The 15,150-nt window shown below is 73.1% G+C and carries 11 protein-coding genes; 6 read left to right on the forward strand and 5 right to left on the reverse strand.

The features are described 5' to 3' along the window. Nucleotides 1-3: 3 nt before the first annotated feature. The 4 genes from BUE41_RS08560 to BUE41_RS08575 form a co-directional block, all read right to left on the reverse strand. The gene (locus tag BUE41_RS08560; RefSeq protein WP_073456463.1) at nt 4-627 is read right to left on the reverse strand and encodes a response regulator; all 624 of its coding nucleotides are present in this window, start codon (nt 625-627) and stop codon (nt 4-6) included. Beyond that, entirely contained in the window at nt 624-1,802 is a 1,179-nt protein-coding gene (locus BUE41_RS08565) for a GAF domain-containing sensor histidine kinase (RefSeq protein ID WP_073456464.1), read from the reverse strand. Before BUE41_RS08565 ends, BUE41_RS08560 begins: the two co-directional genes overlap by 4 nt. A 61-nt stretch (nt 1,803-1,863) precedes the next feature. Then, nucleotides 1,864-2,079: a hypothetical protein gene (locus tag BUE41_RS08570; protein WP_073456465.1), complete on the reverse strand. Its 216-nt coding sequence runs from the start codon at nt 2,077-2,079 to the stop codon at nt 1,864-1,866. Nucleotides 2,080-2,183: 104 nt separating this feature from the next. Next, entirely contained in the window at nt 2,184-3,845 is a 1,662-nt protein-coding gene (locus BUE41_RS08575; RefSeq protein ID WP_073456466.1) for a DNA repair helicase XPB, read from the reverse strand. Between the two features lie 813 nt (nt 3,846-4,658). On the opposite strand from BUE41_RS08575, the gene BUE41_RS08580 reads away from it, so the two are divergent. From BUE41_RS08580 to BUE41_RS08605, 6 genes are all read left to right on the forward strand, one after another. Continuing rightward, entirely contained in the window at nt 4,659-8,603 is a 3,945-nt protein-coding gene (locus tag BUE41_RS08580; protein ID WP_073456467.1) for a sensor histidine kinase, read from the forward strand. Further along, a complete protein-coding gene (locus tag BUE41_RS08585; protein ID WP_073456468.1) occupies nt 8,600-9,022 on the forward strand; it encodes a roadblock/LC7 domain-containing protein in 423 nt (140 codons plus the stop codon). The genes BUE41_RS08580 and BUE41_RS08585 overlap by 4 nt, the downstream gene beginning before the upstream one ends. Nucleotides 9,023-9,315: 293 nt before the next feature. Beyond that, entirely contained in the window at nt 9,316-9,720 is a 405-nt protein-coding gene (locus BUE41_RS31765) for a DUF742 domain-containing protein (RefSeq protein ID WP_234997075.1), read from the forward strand. Nucleotides 9,721-9,727: 7 nt separating this feature from the next. Continuing rightward, nucleotides 9,728-10,321, forward strand: coding sequence for a GTP-binding protein (locus BUE41_RS08595; protein WP_073456469.1), 594 nt, complete (start codon nt 9,728-9,730; stop codon nt 10,319-10,321). 121 nt (nt 10,322-10,442) lie between these two features. Further along, nucleotides 10,443-10,904: a phage tail protein gene (locus BUE41_RS08600; protein ID WP_073456470.1), complete on the forward strand. Its 462-nt coding sequence runs from the start codon at nt 10,443-10,445 to the stop codon at nt 10,902-10,904. An 815-nt stretch (nt 10,905-11,719) separates the two neighbouring features. Then, on the forward strand, nt 11,720-11,929 hold the full coding sequence (locus BUE41_RS08605; RefSeq protein ID WP_073456471.1) for a hypothetical protein: 210 nt from the start codon (nt 11,720-11,722) through the stop codon (nt 11,927-11,929). A gap of 968 nt (nt 11,930-12,897) precedes the next feature. Here the strand turns inward: BUE41_RS08605 and BUE41_RS08610 are convergent. Beyond that, the gene (locus tag BUE41_RS08610) at nt 12,898-15,117 is read right to left on the reverse strand and encodes a helicase-associated domain-containing protein (protein WP_073456605.1); all 2,220 of its coding nucleotides are present in this window, start codon (nt 15,115-15,117) and stop codon (nt 12,898-12,900) included. Nucleotides 15,118-15,150: the final 33 nt, after the last annotated feature.

Raw genomic sequence — 15,150 nt, forward strand, 5'->3', positions numbered from 1 at the left:
GAGTCAGAGCAGCCCGGCCTCGCTCGCCTTGCCGATCGCCTCCACGCGGTTGCGGGCGCCGAGCTTGTGCAGCGCACCCTGCAGGTAGGTCTTCACGGTGTTGCGGGCGAGCCCGGTGAACTCGGCGATCTCCGGGTTGGTGCGACCCTGCGCGGCCAGCCGCAGCACCTCGTACTCACGGCGGGTGAGGCCGCTGCGGGCCAGCGCGGCCGGGTCGCCCGCCGCCCGCGGCGCGATCCGCGGATCGGTCACCCGCTCCCCGCGCAGCACCCGGCGCAGGGCGGCCACGAGATCGGTCGCGGCGGCGTCCTTCAGCAGCGCCCCGTGCGCGCCCGCCTCCATCGCGGCCGCCACCCCGGCGTGGTCGCCGTGCGCGGTGAACACCACGACCTTCGCAGCCGGCACCACCGCCCGCAGCTCGGCCACCACCTCGGGGGCGAGCATGTCCGGCAGCCGCAGGTCCAGCAGCACGATGTCCGGTGCCAGCTCCGGGGCCCGCTCGATCGCGGCCCGCCCGCTCTCCGCCGACCCGACGACGACCAGCGCGGGCTCGGACCGCAGCAGCAGCACCACACCGTCCCGGACGACCGGATGGTCGTCGACCACCATCACCCGCGCAGCCGTCATCCGTTCTCCCGCTGTCCCGTCCGCGGCGTGGGCAGCACCATCCGCAGCGTCGTGCCGCCGTCCTCGTCGTGCACGAGGCTCACCCGCCCGCCGAGCCGGGCCGCCTTCTCCGCGAGCATCCGCACCCCCAACCCGGTCCCGTTCGGCTCACCCGGCTCGCGGACCTGTCCGTCGTCGGCCACCGCGACGCCGACCCCGTCGTCGTGCTCACCGAGGCTGACCACGACGGTGCTGGCCTCGGCGTGCTTCTCGACGTTGAGCAGGCCCTCGCGCACAGCCGCGATCAGCAGGGAGGTGCGCTCCTGGTCCAGCGGCTCGACCTCGCCGAGCTGCACGAACCGGCACGGCACCCCGGTGCGCGCCTCGAAGCTGCGGCAGTGCTCGGCCAGCTCGATGGGCAGCGCCCGCTCCGGTGTGGTGCCGGACAGCGACAGCAGCGCCTCGCGCAGCGCCCGCGCGGCCGCCGACACATCCAGCTCCAGCCGGCCCAGCCGACTCGCGAGCACCGGGTTGTCCGGCAGCAGCGCCTTCAGGTCCCGCACCTGAGCGCCGATGGAGAACAGCATCGCACCCACCGAGTCGTGCAGCGACGCCTGCATGCGGGCCCGCTCCGCGGCGACCGCGGTCTCCCGGTCGGCGGCCGCGCGTTCGGCCAGGCGCAGCGCGCGGGCGGCGTCGGTGGCCACCCGCTCCATCGCCACCACCGCGTCGTCACCGAACTGGCCCTCGCCGCGCAGCGCCGCGTACGCCACCGCCACCGTGCGCCCGCGGTCCAGGATCGGGACGGCGAGCATCGCGCCCATCGCCTCCTGCCGCACGATGCCGTCGAAGTGGTGGGTGATCGTCGAGGAGGTGACGTAGTCGGGCACCCGCACCGGCGCTCCGGTGGCCAGCACCCGGCCGCCGACCCCCTGCCCGCGCGGGACGACGAGGTCCTGCAGCCCGCTCGTGCGGTTACCGGCCAGCCAGCGGATCACCGCCCGGTCGGGCGACTCGATGTCGGCGACGAACCCCGCGTCGGCACCCGCCGCGTCCCGGATCAGCCGGGCGGTGCCGCCCAGCGCCAGCACCCTGTCGAGCACGGCGAGGAGCCCGTCGCGCTCGACGAGCAACGACGAGAGCAGCTGCTCCTGCTCGGCGGCCCGGTCGAGAGCCCGCCGCTCGCTGGACCCCACGCGTCGGACCCTGGCACACGGACGGGGTCTTCGGCACACCCGGATGGCGGGGACTACGTCCTCACCTGCGCCGGCCCAACCGCAGCCGCATCCGCGTGCCGGAGGGTGGTGCCTCGTCGTCGACCGGGACGTGGCGCGTCCTGGGCACCGAGGGCCCCTCGTCGCCGGACCGCGGCACCTGCTTGTCGCGCTGCGCGACCGCGCGTCCGATCACGACGGCGACGACCGCGGCGGCCACGAACCACGCCGCGCCGCCGACGATCCACCACCAGGCCATGGCCGAGATTGTCCCGTCCTCACTTCCTCCCCCACCGGGCAGGATCGCGCACCGCGGACGGTCACGCACGGCAGACCACTCGGTAGCGCAGGGTGCTGGGCCGTTCAGGGGACCTCGGGGAGCGCCGGTCCGAGCAGATCGTCAGCATCCACGATCCGGTAGGCGTAACCCTGCTCGGCGAGGAACCGCTGCCGGTGAGCCGCGTAGTCGGTGTCGAGCGTGTCGCGGGAGACCACCGAGTAGAAGTGCGCCTGCCGGCCATCGCCCTTGGGCCGCAGCAGCCGGCCGAGCCGCTGCGCCTCCTCCTGACGGGACCCGAACGTCCCGGAGACCTGCACCGCGACGCTCGCCTCCGGCAGGTCGATGGAGAAGTTCGCCACCTTCGACACGACGAGCACCGGGATCTCCCCGGCTCGGAACCGGTCGAACAGCGCCTCCCGCTCCTTGTTCTTCGTCGATCCCTGGATGACGGGGGCGTCCAGCTCGCGGCCGAGCTCCTCCAGCTGCTCCAGGTAGGCGCCGATCACCAGGGCCGGCTCCCCCTTGTGCCGCTCCAGGATCGCCTTCACCACGGCGATCTTGGTGTGGGCGCTGGCCGCCAGCCGGTAGCGCTCCTCGGGATCGGCGACCGCGTAGCCCATGCGCTCGCTCTCGGTCATGGTCACGCGGATCTCGGTGCACTCGGCGGGGGCGATCCAGCCCTGCTCCTCGATGTCGCGCCACGGCGCGTCGTAGCGCTTCGGCCCGATCAGGGAGAAGACGTCGCCCTCGCGCCCGTCCTCGCGCACCAGCGTCGCGGTGAGCCCGAGCCGCCGGCGCGACTGCAGGTCCGCCGTCATGCGGAACACCGGTGCCGGCAACAGGTGCACTTCGTCGTAGATGATCAGGCCCCAGTCGCGCGAGTCGAACAGCTCCAGGTGCTTGTACTCACCGCGGGTCTTGCGGGTGATGACCTGGTAAGTCGCGATCGTGACCGGCCGGATCTCCTTCTTCTCCCCGGAGTACTCGCCGATCTCGTCCTCGGTGAGCGACGTGCGCGCCACCAGCTCGCGCTTCCACTGCCGCCCCGCCACGGTGTTCGTGACCAGGATCAGCGTCGTGGCCTTGGCCTGCGCCATCGCCGCCGCACCGACCAGGGTCTTGCCGGCCCCGCAGGGCAGCACGACCACGCCGGAGCCGCCCGCCCAGAAGCCCTCGACGGCTTCCCGCTGGTAGTCCCGAAGCGACCAGCCGTCTTCGACCAGCGAGATCGGGTGCGCCTCCCCGTCGACGTAGCCCGCGAGGTCCTCGGCGGGCCAGCCGATCTTCAGCAGGGCCTGCTTGAGGTGCCCGCGCTCGGACGGGTGGACGACGACCGTGTCCTCGTCGATGCGCGCCCCGAGCATCGGCGCGATCTTCTTCTGGCGCAGCACCTCCTCCAGCACCGCGCGGTCGTTCGCGACCATGACCAGGCCGTGCGCAGGCGAGTTCGTCAGCTGCAGGCGGCCGTAGCGGCCCATCGTGTCGACGATGTCGACCAGCAGCGGCTGCGGCACCGCGTACCGGGAGAACCGCATCAGCGCGTCGACGACCTGCTCCGCGTCATGACCGGCGGCCCTGGCGTTCCACAGCGCGAGCGGCGTGATGCGGTAGGTGTGCATGTGCTCCGGGGCGCGCTCCAGCTCGGCGAACGGAGCGATCGCCATCCGGGCCTCCGCCGCGGCCGGGTGGTCGACGTCGAGCAGAAGGGTCTTGTCGCTCTGCACGATCAAGGGGCCGTCGGTCATGCACCCCATCATCGCAGTGTTCGAGGTGGCGGCCCTGCTCGACGGCAGTGGACGCGCCCGCGCACCGCGAGCCGTGCTACCCACGGTCTCCGGACGATCACAGCAGGTACGGCCCCCGATCGTCGACTTCCAGCACCGGGGCGGGCGCGAGAAGATCGGCCGCGATGCGCTCCCCACCTGTCCGGCCACCGCTCCGGAACGCCCTGCCGCGGGAATCACACCCGGGTGTCCGGTGTGCTCGACACCCCGCCCGGCGCGGGCGCCGCCGGGCTGCAGCGGGCGAAGGAACGCATCCGCTAGCCCGATCGGGTCAATGGATACGCTCGGGAACCATTGACCGCTTCTGACCCGGACGCTCGCCGCGCGCCGACACCGCGTCGGGTGACGGTAGTGACATGGGGCGTGACCGCCCGGCTACCGCACGTCGCTGTTCAGCGACACCGGTAGGGGCGAGACGTTGTCAGCGCCGTCAGCGGCATGGCTAGACTTCAGGCCGCACGAGCCCCGACCGACACGAGGAACTCTGATCGTATCGGCATGCGGCGCGGCGGTCCCGGTCCGGGGACCACCGGCGTGTCGCAGGCCGGAGACCGCCTGGTGCACCGGCCCTCCCCCGAAGGGTCGCACCGAGCCCGACCGCACGGACCCCGACGTGAAGCTTCCCGCCCCACACCGGCCCCTGGTCGGGTGCCACCGTGCCCCAGGCCGTGACTTGGAGATGTCGCTGTGACAATGCCCGACGGGCCCGAAACCCCACCCAAGACTGCGTGGTGGCAGCCGCAGAACTGGAGTCTCCGGGTCAAGCTCGGCGTCGTGGTGCTCGTACCCGTCGTGGTGGCTCTGGTCCTCGGTGTGCTGCGGATCGCCGACCAGGCCCGCGCCGCCAACGACCTGGCCCAGGTCGACCGGGTCGCCACCGCCCAGGGACAGGTGTCCGAGCTGCTGCGCCAGCTGGAGACCGAGCGCGAGCTCGCCACTGTGTACGTGGCCGCCGACCGCGCCGGTGATCCGACCCGGTTCGACCAGCAGGCCGCCGCCGTCGACGGCGCCGCGGGCCCGCTCGAGCAGGTCGTCGCCGAGATCGGGGACGCGACCGCCAGCCAGGCCGGCACCACCGCGGCCAGCGCCCTCGGCGCGCTCGGGGAGATCCGGGCGCAGGTCCGCGCGGGCGACGTGCCCGCCTCGGTGATCGCCACCCGCTACAGCGAGGTGATCAACCCGCTGCTGCGCCTGACGGACAGCCTCAACCGCCTCGTGGTCGAGCCCGAGGTGGCCGGTCTGGGCACGGCCGTCCGCGCGCTCGTGACGGCCCGCAACGAGGCTTCGCTCCAGCAGTCGCTGATCATCGCCGCGACCACCCGGCCGGTGCCGAACCGCACCGAGGTCGCCGCCGTCCAGGGTGCCGACGCGCGGTACCTGGAGGCGCTCAACCAGTACCGGGGCGCCCTGACCGCCGAGCAGCTCTCGACCTTCGGGCAGTTCACCGGCGGCCCGGCCGAGGACGCCCGCACCGCGCTCATCACGCAGCTGGCCAACCTGCCGGACGCGCCGCCGATCGACCGCGGCCAGCTCGAGCGCACCTTCACCGACATCATCGGCCAGCTCGACAAGGCGGAGCGCGAGGTGCGCGCCGACCTGCAGGCCACCGGGCTCGCCCTGCAGAACTCGGCGAGCAACGCGGCCGGCATCAGCTCGGTCGTCCTGCTGCTCTCCCTGCTGCTGGCGGCCCTGATCGTCGTCCTGGTCGCGCGCATGCTGGTGCGCTCGCTGCGCACCCTGCGCGCCGCCGCCCTCGACGTCGCGAACCGACGGCTGCCCGAGTCGGTCGCCGCGATCCGCGCCGGCGACGGGGCCCGGCCCACGATCGTCCCGGTCCCGATCCACACCAACGACGAGATCGGCCAGGTGGCCCGCGCGTTCGACGCGGTGCACGGACAGGCGGTGGCGCTCGCCTCCGAGCAGGCCGCGCTGCAGGCGAACGTCAGCTCGATGTTCGTCAACCTCTCCCGGCGCAGCCAGGCGCTCGTCGAACGGCAGCTGCAGCTGATCGAGCAGCTGGAGTCGAACGAGCAGGACGCCGACCAGCTGTCGAACCTGTTCCAGCTGGACCACCTGGCGACCCGTATGCGGCGCAACAGCGAGAACCTGCTAGTTCTCGCCGGCACCAACCTGGCCCGGCGCAACACCGCTCCGGTGCCCCTGGTCGACGTGCTGCGCGCCGCGGTGTCGGAGATCGAGCAGTACCAGCGCATCGTCGTCCAGACCCCGCCGAACGCGACGGTCCAGGGCCGCGTCGCGAGCGACGTCGTCCACCTGCTGGCCGAGCTGCTCGACAACGCCACGAACTTCTCGCCGCCGTCGTCGCAGGTCGTCATGTCCACGACCCGCACGAACGAGGGCGCGATCGTCGTCGAGATCGTCGACCGCGGTGTCGGCATGGTCCCGAACGAGCTCGCCGAGGCGAACGCGCAGCTGTCCGGTCCGGCCTCGGTCGACCTGAACGTCTCCCGCCGCATGGGCCTGTTCGTGGTCGGCCGTCTGGCCAGCCGCCACGGCATCACCGTCCGGCTGTCGCAGAGCAGCGGCGGCGGCCTCGACACCGGTATCACCGCGACCGTCACGCTGCCGCCGGAGATCATCCCGTCGAGCGAGCCGGCCGAGTCCACCCCGCGCCCCGCGCCGCGGCCCGCCCCCGCGCCGGAGACCAACGGCGTCCAGCAGCACGCGGGCACCAACGGCACCAGCGTCGCGGGGTCGCTGTCGTCGCTGGTGGCGGGCAACGACGGCACGTCGAGCGAGTCGCTGTTCGCGACGTCGTCACCGGCCGTCAACGGGAGCAGCTCGGCCCCGCCGCTGCCCACCCGCCAGCCCGGTTCCACGCTGAACCCGGACGGCCCGCCGCGCACGGCCGACGATCCGGCCGCGCAGGCCGCCGCCGACCAGGCCGCCGCCCGGGAGGCAGAGGAGCGGCTGCGCGCCGAGCGCGAAGGCGCGCCCACGCCCGCCGCCAAGGCCGGCACCGAGAGCTCGGCGCAGCCCGCCGACCAGCCGAAGAACGGGACCGCCTCGGCGGCCACCGCGTTCGGCGCCGCCGCCGCGTTCCGCGCAGCGAGCGAGAAGGCCGCCGAGCAGCGCGCTGAACAGGCCGGCAAGGCCGCCGACGGGCTCTCGGAGAACGCGGCGGAGGCGGCGTCGGCCGAGCCGGCCGACGCCGCGGAGACGACCGAGGAAGAGAAGGCCGACCCCGCCCCCGCCGAGCCGGCGACCGAGGCAACCGCGGAGGAGGCCGCCGACCGCGACGGCGGTGCGGCCGAGGACGAGGCCCGCCCGGCCGACGCGCCGCCGCGCCGCACCCCGGGTGCCGGCCCGACACTGGCGGAGCAGTACGGCATGGGCCGCACCGCGCCGGCCCGCCCGGACCAGGCCCAGGGCGTCACCCCGGCAGGGCTGCCGCAGCGCACGCCGCGGCCCGCCCAGCCCGCGCAGCAGCCGGGTCCGGCGTTCGCCGGTGGCCCCGGCCAGCGTCCTGCGCAGTTCCTCTCGGGGCTGTACGGCACCGGCCGACCGACCAGCACTCCGGCGGACAAGGAGGCCGACCGCCCGGCGCCTGCCCAGGCGGAGGCGGCTCCGGCCGTCACCATGCCGCTGCCGGTGGTCCGGCAGGGGCAGCAGTCGGGCCAGGACGCTCAGCAGAGCGAGTCGGGCGCTGCCGCCGAGGAGCGCCCGACCGCCGCGACCGACGCCGCCCAGGCCGAAGCGCCGCAGCGCGAGGCCCCGAAGGTCGAGACGGCCCAGACCGAGGCGGGAGAACCGGAGACCGCGGAGCAGCAGCCCGCCGCCGAGCAGGCTGAATCCCCGGGCGCCGAGAGCGCCCCGGCGCCGGCCCGTCCGGCCGAGGCGGTTCCGGCCACCAAGGCGCTGCCGGTCGCAGGCGGCCAGCAGGCCGTCTCCGCCCAGGCGGCGTCGAACGGGGCTGCCGCGCCCGCAGCTTCCGGGGAGAACACGACCGGCGGGGCGTCCCCGTCCGGCACGGCGCTGTTCGCCGCCGCGAACCCGGCGGCCGCGCCCTCGGCCACGCAGTCTCCGACCCCGGCCGCGCCGCAGCAGCAGGCCCCGTCGGCAGACGACGGCGACGGGCTCGGCGAAACCACGCCGATCTTCGAGGAGATCGCGTCGGCGTGGTTCCGGTCGAACCGCTCGGTGCCGGTCACGTGGGACACCGACCCGGCACCCGCGCCGCCTGCCCCTGCAGGCAACGGCGTGCCGTGGCAGCCGCCGCAGCCGAAGCCGACGCCGCGCCCGGCGAGCAGCTTCGGTCCGCTGCCGCAACCGGGCGCCGCGGTGCGCCCGCCGCAGCCGGCCGTCCCGGCGCAGCAGCAGGGCCCGGCGCAGCCCCCGTTCGCGCCCCCGCCGCAGCCGTTGCAGCCGTTGCAGCAGCCGCAGCCGGTGCCCGACGCCGGGTTCGCCAGTGCTGCGGACGAGGGCTGGCGGCGTGCCGAGGGCGTCGCGAACGAGCAGCCGGAGGAGATGACGCCCGCCGGGCTGCCCAAGCGTCGTCCGCGGGCCCGGCTGGTGCCGGGCAGCGCGGGTTCGGCGGTCCTCGCCGCTCCGCCCTCGGCCGCGCGCAGCGCCGAGAACATCCGTGGCCGGCTGTCGGCCTACCAGCGCGGTGTGCAACGAGGCCGGGTCAGCCAGAACCGGCCCGATGCCTACCCCGGCCCGAAGACCACGGGCGATCACGATGAGGAGTCGTCATGACCACCCCCCGCACTCAGCCGAGCGATCTCGGTTGGGCCATCACGAAGTTCACCAGGGACACGCCCGGGGTGGCGCACGCGATCGTCGTCTCCGCCGACGGGCTACTGCTGACCGCGTCGGACCGGCTGCCGCGTGACCGCGCCGACCAGCTCGCCGCGGTCGCGTCGGGTCTGGTCAGCCTCACCCAGGGCGCGGCCCGCTGCTTCGAGGCGGGCCAGGTCCGCGAGACGATGGTCGTCATGGACGGCGGCACCGTGCTGCTGATGTCGATCAGCGACGGGTCGAGCCTCGCGGTGCTCGCGTCCCGCGACTGCGACCTGGGGCTCGTCGGGTTCGAGATGGCGAACCTGGTGGGCCGGCTGGGCGCTCTGCTCACCCCGGAGCTGAGGTCGGAGCTGCAGGGCACGATGGGCTACTAGCCTCGAAGATCGCCCCGCGTGTACCCGACCGCATGAGACCGGCAGAAGGAAGGTGACGTCCGATGACCCCCGGTTCCGACGACGACCGGTCTGGCACGGAGCCGACTTTCGCCGACATCATGAACGGTTTCAGCTTCGACGCCGGCCGCTCTCCGCGCCGTCGGCGTTGGGGCCGTCGCCGGGAGGCGGAGGAACCCGCCCGTGACACCGGCGCCGTGCCCGTCCCGGCACCTGCACCGGCGCCCGACCCGGCTTCCGACCCGATCCCCCACCCCCGCACCGAGGAGACCAGCGTGACGACGGCAGGTCCGCCGACCACTCCGCTGGTGATCCCCGTGGTGGAGGACAACGAGCCGGCCCAGCCGTCGGCCGTGCGCCCGTACACGTGGACGCGTGGGCGCACCAAGTCCGGCATGGACCTGGAGATCGAGACGCTCGTCTCGACCAGCCAGCGCGGCCGGGACCAGATCGGTCTGTTGCAGGTGGAGCACCGCGCAGTCGCCGAGCTGTGCACAGAGACCCGGTCCGTTGCCGAGGTCGCCGCTCTCCTGAAGTTGCCGCTCGGTGTCGCCCGCGTCCTGCTGGGTGACATGGCAGGGCTGGGCGTCGTCACCGTGCACCAGACCACCGGCAGTACCGGCAGCACGCCGGACTTGGCCCTGATGGAAAGGGTGTTGAGTGGACTCCGTCGACTCTAGTTATCCGATGCGCGTGGGTCCGCCGCGCGAGATCGCGACGCAGGCCACGATATCGGCGAAGATCGTCGTTGCCGGTGGGTTCGGCGTCGGGAAGACGACGTTCGTCGGCTCCGTCTCGGAGATCATGCCGCTGACCACGGAAGCGGTGATGACCGAGGCGAGCGCGGCGCACGACGACCTCTCTGCGACCCCCAACAAGCGCACCACCACGGTCGCGATGGACTTCGGCCGGGTGTCGCTGGACGCCGATCTGATCCTGTACCTGTTCGGCACCCCGGGCCAGCACCGCTTCTGGTTCATGTGGGACGACCTGGTGCGGGGCGCGATCGGCGCCGTGGTCCTCGTGGACACCCGTCGCCTGGCCGACTCGTTCGCCGCGATCGACTTCTTCGAGGACCGCGGGCTGCCCTACATCGTCGGCCTCAACTGCTTCGACGGCATCCTGCACCACCGCATCGAAGACGTCCGCGAGGCGATGTCGATCGACGAGTCGATCCCGATCGTCAAGTGCGACGCCCGCCAGCGGGAGTCGACCAAGCAGACTCTGATCACGCTGGTCGAGCACGCTATGCAGGCCCGCATGGCGGCCGGCGCCCGCTGACGGCCACCGAGCCCGGACGCAACGAACGGCACTTTCGTCCACTCCGGGTGGACGAAAGTGCCGTTCGTTGCGTTCGGGGACTAATCTGCGGGTCGTCAACCTCGCGTGTGGAGGACCCGACATGGCGTACACCGTGGGCTTCACGAACGTCTCGACCGTCGGCCTGGAGTCCTCTCCCGTCGCGGAGGCTCTGGCCGGCCTGCGCGCGAACGAGGCCCGCTACTTCAAGAACAAGTACGGCCACGTCTTCACCACCCGCCCAGCGAGCGAGGCCGAGTACGTCGTCGACTGGGTGCACAAGATCCTTCAGGAGGAGCGCGGCATCACCATCTCCTCGCCACCGCTCGAAGCGACGGAGTTCCAGGTCGAGAACACCCGCTGGGCCTACGTGTTCTACGAGAACGGCCTGTCGGTGAACGTGCTGTACGCGCTCGACGACGGCGGCAAACGCGCCGTCGGCTTCAAGCTGTCCGACGGCATGGAGGTGCCGGCCGAGCTGGCGGACTTCAGGTTCGCCCGGCAGAAGTCGAAGCTGGCGGGGACGATCCGCGGGTCGTTCTTCGTGATCAAGAACGAGTACTGACCGGCGCCGGGCGCTGCTCCAGAGCCGATCCGGGGAGGCACCCCGTCCCCGGGCCCTCGCCGGAGTCCTGCTCCGGACCCGAGTCTCCCTCGGGTGGAGCCTTCGCTTCGCTCAGCTCCCCCTGGGCGCTGCTGGCACACGCATTGGTACGGGATACGGATACGTGCCGATCTTGACGAAAAAACCATTTGCCCGCCAGGAAATAGCAGCACAGCAACTTTCCAGAAACCCTCATCACCGTCCACCACTGCCGCTCCCGCGCCCGCCCAAAATTGTCGGTACCCGTTCCTGCACTCCGAACATGAACGCCGACCGAACGCAATCCCGCTTCGCCTTGGTTACATCCCTGACTGCCGAGATCAACACCAAACACGCCGAACTCGCCACCGCGTTACGCATGCCACCAAGACCGGCTCACCGCGATCACTCCAGCCCCACGGGCCAGTCGAGTCCCACCGCATCGTGCGGCTCCGCACCGAGATCTCCACCGGCTCGCTGCCCGCCGGCAGCGTCGTGCTCCGCCTCCGCCCCACACGCGCCACGGACCAGCGATGCCTGAGCCTGACCCTCGAGCGCCACGGGAAGAGCCCCCTCACCGCGTGGACTCGGGTCCCGGGGTGAGGGACCCAGCGGGTCAGGCTGGGGCGTTTGCCTGGCCACGGACTGCTTCGGCGACACCGTGCGCGTTGCGCCCTCTGCTCCCATTCGTCGTGTCGATCAGGGCCTGTCAGCGGCAGGCGAGCAGCCAGGCGCGATGAGTCGGGTCGTTTCCGCAGTGGCGCCGACCGGTACCTGGGTGTCGTAGGCGGTGCCGCATGGAGCGAGTCGAGGTGCACGTGGACTCGGCGACCGCCGCCTACCTGCGGGATGACGCCCGTCGACGCGGTGCGTCGGTCGCTGACGCCGCGGCGCACCGGCTGCGCGACCTGGCCCTGGCCGACTCGGTGCGCCTGCACGCTGAGCGCCTTCCAGAGCAGTTCTGGCAGGACGCGGTGGCCGAGTCCGCAACCGCATCCAGCACCTGACACGATCACCGCGTACGCCGCGGCGAAGTCTGGACCTACCGACCGGTCCCTGAGCGGCCGGACCCGTCCCGACTCCGGTTGATCGTCTCCAACGACGCATCAACCGCGACGAGCCACTGCCAACCGTGCGTGGCCGGCACGTCCTCGAGATCGATCCCGGTGGCCTGCTCAGCGTCCGCCTCAGGGTCCTACGGCTGGACGTCTGCCATGACCTCCGAACTCGTGCTGCGGTCGCGGCTGGGCGAGCCGGTGGGCACCGCGACCGCCGAGGAGGTGGAAAGCGGTCGAGGTCGCGCCCGCCGCCGTGTACGGTCTGCCCCGCTGACCCGGGGCGGGCAAGTCGCGTTCCGCGCTGCGCGCATCGCAGGGGCAGCGCGCCCTGCGACGCGGAGCGCTCACCCGGGCGAACCTGACTGAACGGGGAGAGGCGGCAGCAGCCCGCGCTCCCGGCGGGCGCCTACCCAGTTCGGCCTGCGGTACCGGTAGCGATCGGCAGGCGCTCAGGCGCGCTGCGCCCCGGGGGCGGCCTCATTACCCCGACAGCGTTGTTTCCGGGGATTTCCGGGTTTCGAATGCCTCCCGCGGAGCTTCCGCACGAAACACTTCACCCCCTTCGCAGCACGCCGACCTCGAACGCTTCGGCCCGTAAATCAGCAGCGATCCCCACCAGGTCAGCCCAGCAGATGACCTGCTCAACCGCGCTGCCGAGGACACCATCGCCGGCGTCCGTGCCCACAGCGCACGAGCGCGCACCGATAATTCGAGCACAGCGCCGAACACCCCTCGATACCGCGAGGAATGAGCGCCACCGTCGCTCGCCGCTCACGACGCGGCGCAGAGACAGGGATGTGGAAACGCTTTTCTCGGCGCAGCGGGCGAGTGACGGTGGCGCTGCCCGGCCACCCGAGCGAGCTCCGAGGTCCGGGTGAAGCCCCAGCGGAAGGAGGCCGGGGCGAAGCCCCGGCCGATCACACCGACTCGTCCACCAACGAGATCGACGTGATCCGGTGCAACGGCACCCGATGCACCCCACCGTGCACCGAGTCCCACCCCTCGACGACGCCACCGCCGACGCTCGTCGGCTCCAGCACCCGCTCCCCCGCGACGCCGTGCCCGTCGACGAAGCCGATCCACACCCGCCGCCGTTCGGCGGCGGCGTGCCGCAGCAGATCGATCGTCGATCCGTTGGCGTACGCCTCCGCCGCCCGGCGCATCCCGACGAGTGCCTCCCCCGCCCGCATGCGCGAGATGAGCGAGGCGATCTGCTCGTCCCCGAGCTCCCGCGGCGCGCGGTCCCCGGGGCGCCGGCGAGGTGCCGTCCGCCGCCCGCGTTCGGTGAGGTCGAGCACGACCCCACCGGTGTCCTCCGCGGTCGGTGTGAAGCCGGCTTCCTTGAGCCCGTTCATCACCTCGACGAGCGGCAGCGAGCTCACGGCCACCGTCGGCGCGATCCGCCGCAGCTCCAGGTCCTCCGCCACCGGACTGTTCATGACCTCGGCGATGAGGATCTCGTCCTCGGACCGCAGGAACGACGCAGCGGTGCCTGCCCGGAGCCGGCCGTGCCGCCGCGCCACGTCGTCGATCAGGTAGGTGAGCCCCTGCGGAACCGGGGTGGCCGACCGCGTGGCTAGCAGTTCGTGCAGCTCCTCACGGGTCCGTCCGGCGTCGAGGGCCCGGCGGATGGTGTCCTCGGTGAACCGGAAGACGGTGGCCCCGCCGGACGACTCGACCTGGGCGACGAGCTCCAGTTCGTGGGCGAGATCGGTCGCGAGCGGCCCGGGCGCGACCGCGGTGAGGTCCGCCTGCAGCAGTACGTGGTCGACGGGTTCTGGCAGCACCGAGCGGACGGCGGGGATCAGTCGGGCGTCGCCGTCGAGCAGAGCCCGGCCGGGCGTGGAGAGCGCATCGTGGGCGACGATGCCGAGCACGGTGGCCTCGGAGAGCGCCCAGTGCACTACGTCGTCGCGCAGCCGGCCGCCGCGCCGGGGTGCCCGCCAAGCCAGGAGCCGGGCCAGCGCCTCTGGCGAGCCAGGGGCGGTGCCGGGCGGGAGCTCGGCGAGCCCGGCCAGCACCCGGCGGCGGTCCCGGGGCGCGGTGGGGCGCCGCACGCCGTCGGAGAGCACGCCGATCGGTCTGCCCTGGTCGTCCTTGGTACCGGCCAGGCCGGGCTGGCGGGGCAGGTCCAGCCACGCCTTGGCGAGCGCGGCCCAGCGCATCTCGGGGCCGCCGAGCGCCCATTCGTCGACGACGGTGGTGGGCACCCACTCGGGAGTGATCGAGTCGGTCGGGGCGATCAGGTCGGCGCCGACCGCCACCTCGATGAGCAGTGCGGCCACGGACTCCTCGACGCCCATCTCGCGGGCGGTGCGGCGCAGCTCGCGCACGCCCAGCCCGCCGGAGCGCAGCACCGGCGGCGGGGTGCGGCCCCAGAAGTCGATGAGGAGGTCGATCTGGCGCAGCACCTCCAGGACCGCGCCGCCCGCGGTGCGGTCGACGACCTCCACGGACTGCTCGCGCTCGTCCAGCGGCGGCGGGGTGACGTCGAGGTTGCCCATCGGCCGGTCGCCGCGCAGGGCGAGCCCGACCTGGCGGGGCAGCTCCACCGTCTCGTCGTCGATGCGCAGCAGCAGGCCCTTGTCGACGAGCCGGGCGACGGGACCCTCCTTGCCGGCGCGGGAACGGCCGACGGGCGGCCCGGCGGCGAGCGCATCGAGCACGCGGCGCTCCTCGTCGTCGACGGCGGCGAGCAGCTCGGGCAGCTCCGGGGACGCGGCAGGTCCCTTCGCGACCCGGCCGAGCCCGCCGGGATGGCGCGGCACGACGTCCCGCGCGGAGGGCACGAGCTGCAGCTCGCTCTCCGGGCCCCACACCAGCAGCCGGTCCCGCAGGGCCGACAGCGCAGCCGTGAGCACGTCATCGGGCACGTCCGGGCCCAGGAGACGGGCGATCTCGCTCCGCGCCACGGGCGTCCGGTCGGCGTCGGCGAGGACCATAGCCTCGAGCACGGCCAGCGCCACCCGGTCAAGATCGTCGCAGGCGCGATGCACCGAAGCCCGCACGGCGGCCCGCGTGGCCAGCACGGTGAGGTCGGCGGGCGGCGGCACGCTCAGGTCGGGGCGCAGCCGCAGGACGGCGGCGAGCAGCTCGTCGTCCTGGGCACGAAGCCAGTCGACCAGGGTGGTGGGCATCGCCTCCACGGTAGCCGCTGCCGTAGGCGATAC

This window comes from Pseudonocardia thermophila, from assembly GCF_900142365.1.
GTDB lineage: Bacteria > Actinomycetota > Actinomycetes > Mycobacteriales > Pseudonocardiaceae > Pseudonocardia > Pseudonocardia thermophila.

Bases quoted from the DNA above. Each gene is read 5' to 3' on its own strand.
- BUE41_RS08575 (WP_073456466.1), bottom strand. From the start codon at position 3,845: ATGACCGACGGCCCCTTGATCGTGCAGAGCGACAAGACCCTTCTGCTC.
- BUE41_RS08605 (WP_073456471.1), top strand. From the start codon at position 11,720: ATGGAGCGAGTCGAGGTGCACGTGGACTCGGCGACCGCCGCCTACCTG.
- BUE41_RS08585 (WP_073456468.1), top strand. From the start codon at position 8,600: ATGACCACCCCCCGCACTCAGCCGAGCGATCTCGGTTGGGCCATCACG.
- BUE41_RS08560 (WP_073456463.1), bottom strand. From the start codon at position 627: ATGACGGCTGCGCGGGTGATGGTGGTCGACGACCATCCGGTCGTCCGG.
- BUE41_RS08570 (WP_073456465.1), bottom strand. From the start codon at position 2,079: ATGGCCTGGTGGTGGATCGTCGGCGGCGCGGCGTGGTTCGTGGCCGCC.
- BUE41_RS08595 (WP_073456469.1), top strand. From the start codon at position 9,728: ATGCGCGTGGGTCCGCCGCGCGAGATCGCGACGCAGGCCACGATATCG.
- BUE41_RS08600 (WP_073456470.1), top strand. From the start codon at position 10,443: ATGGCGTACACCGTGGGCTTCACGAACGTCTCGACCGTCGGCCTGGAG.
- BUE41_RS08610 (WP_073456605.1), bottom strand. From the start codon at position 15,117: ATGCCCACCACCCTGGTCGACTGGCTTCGTGCCCAGGACGACGAGCTG.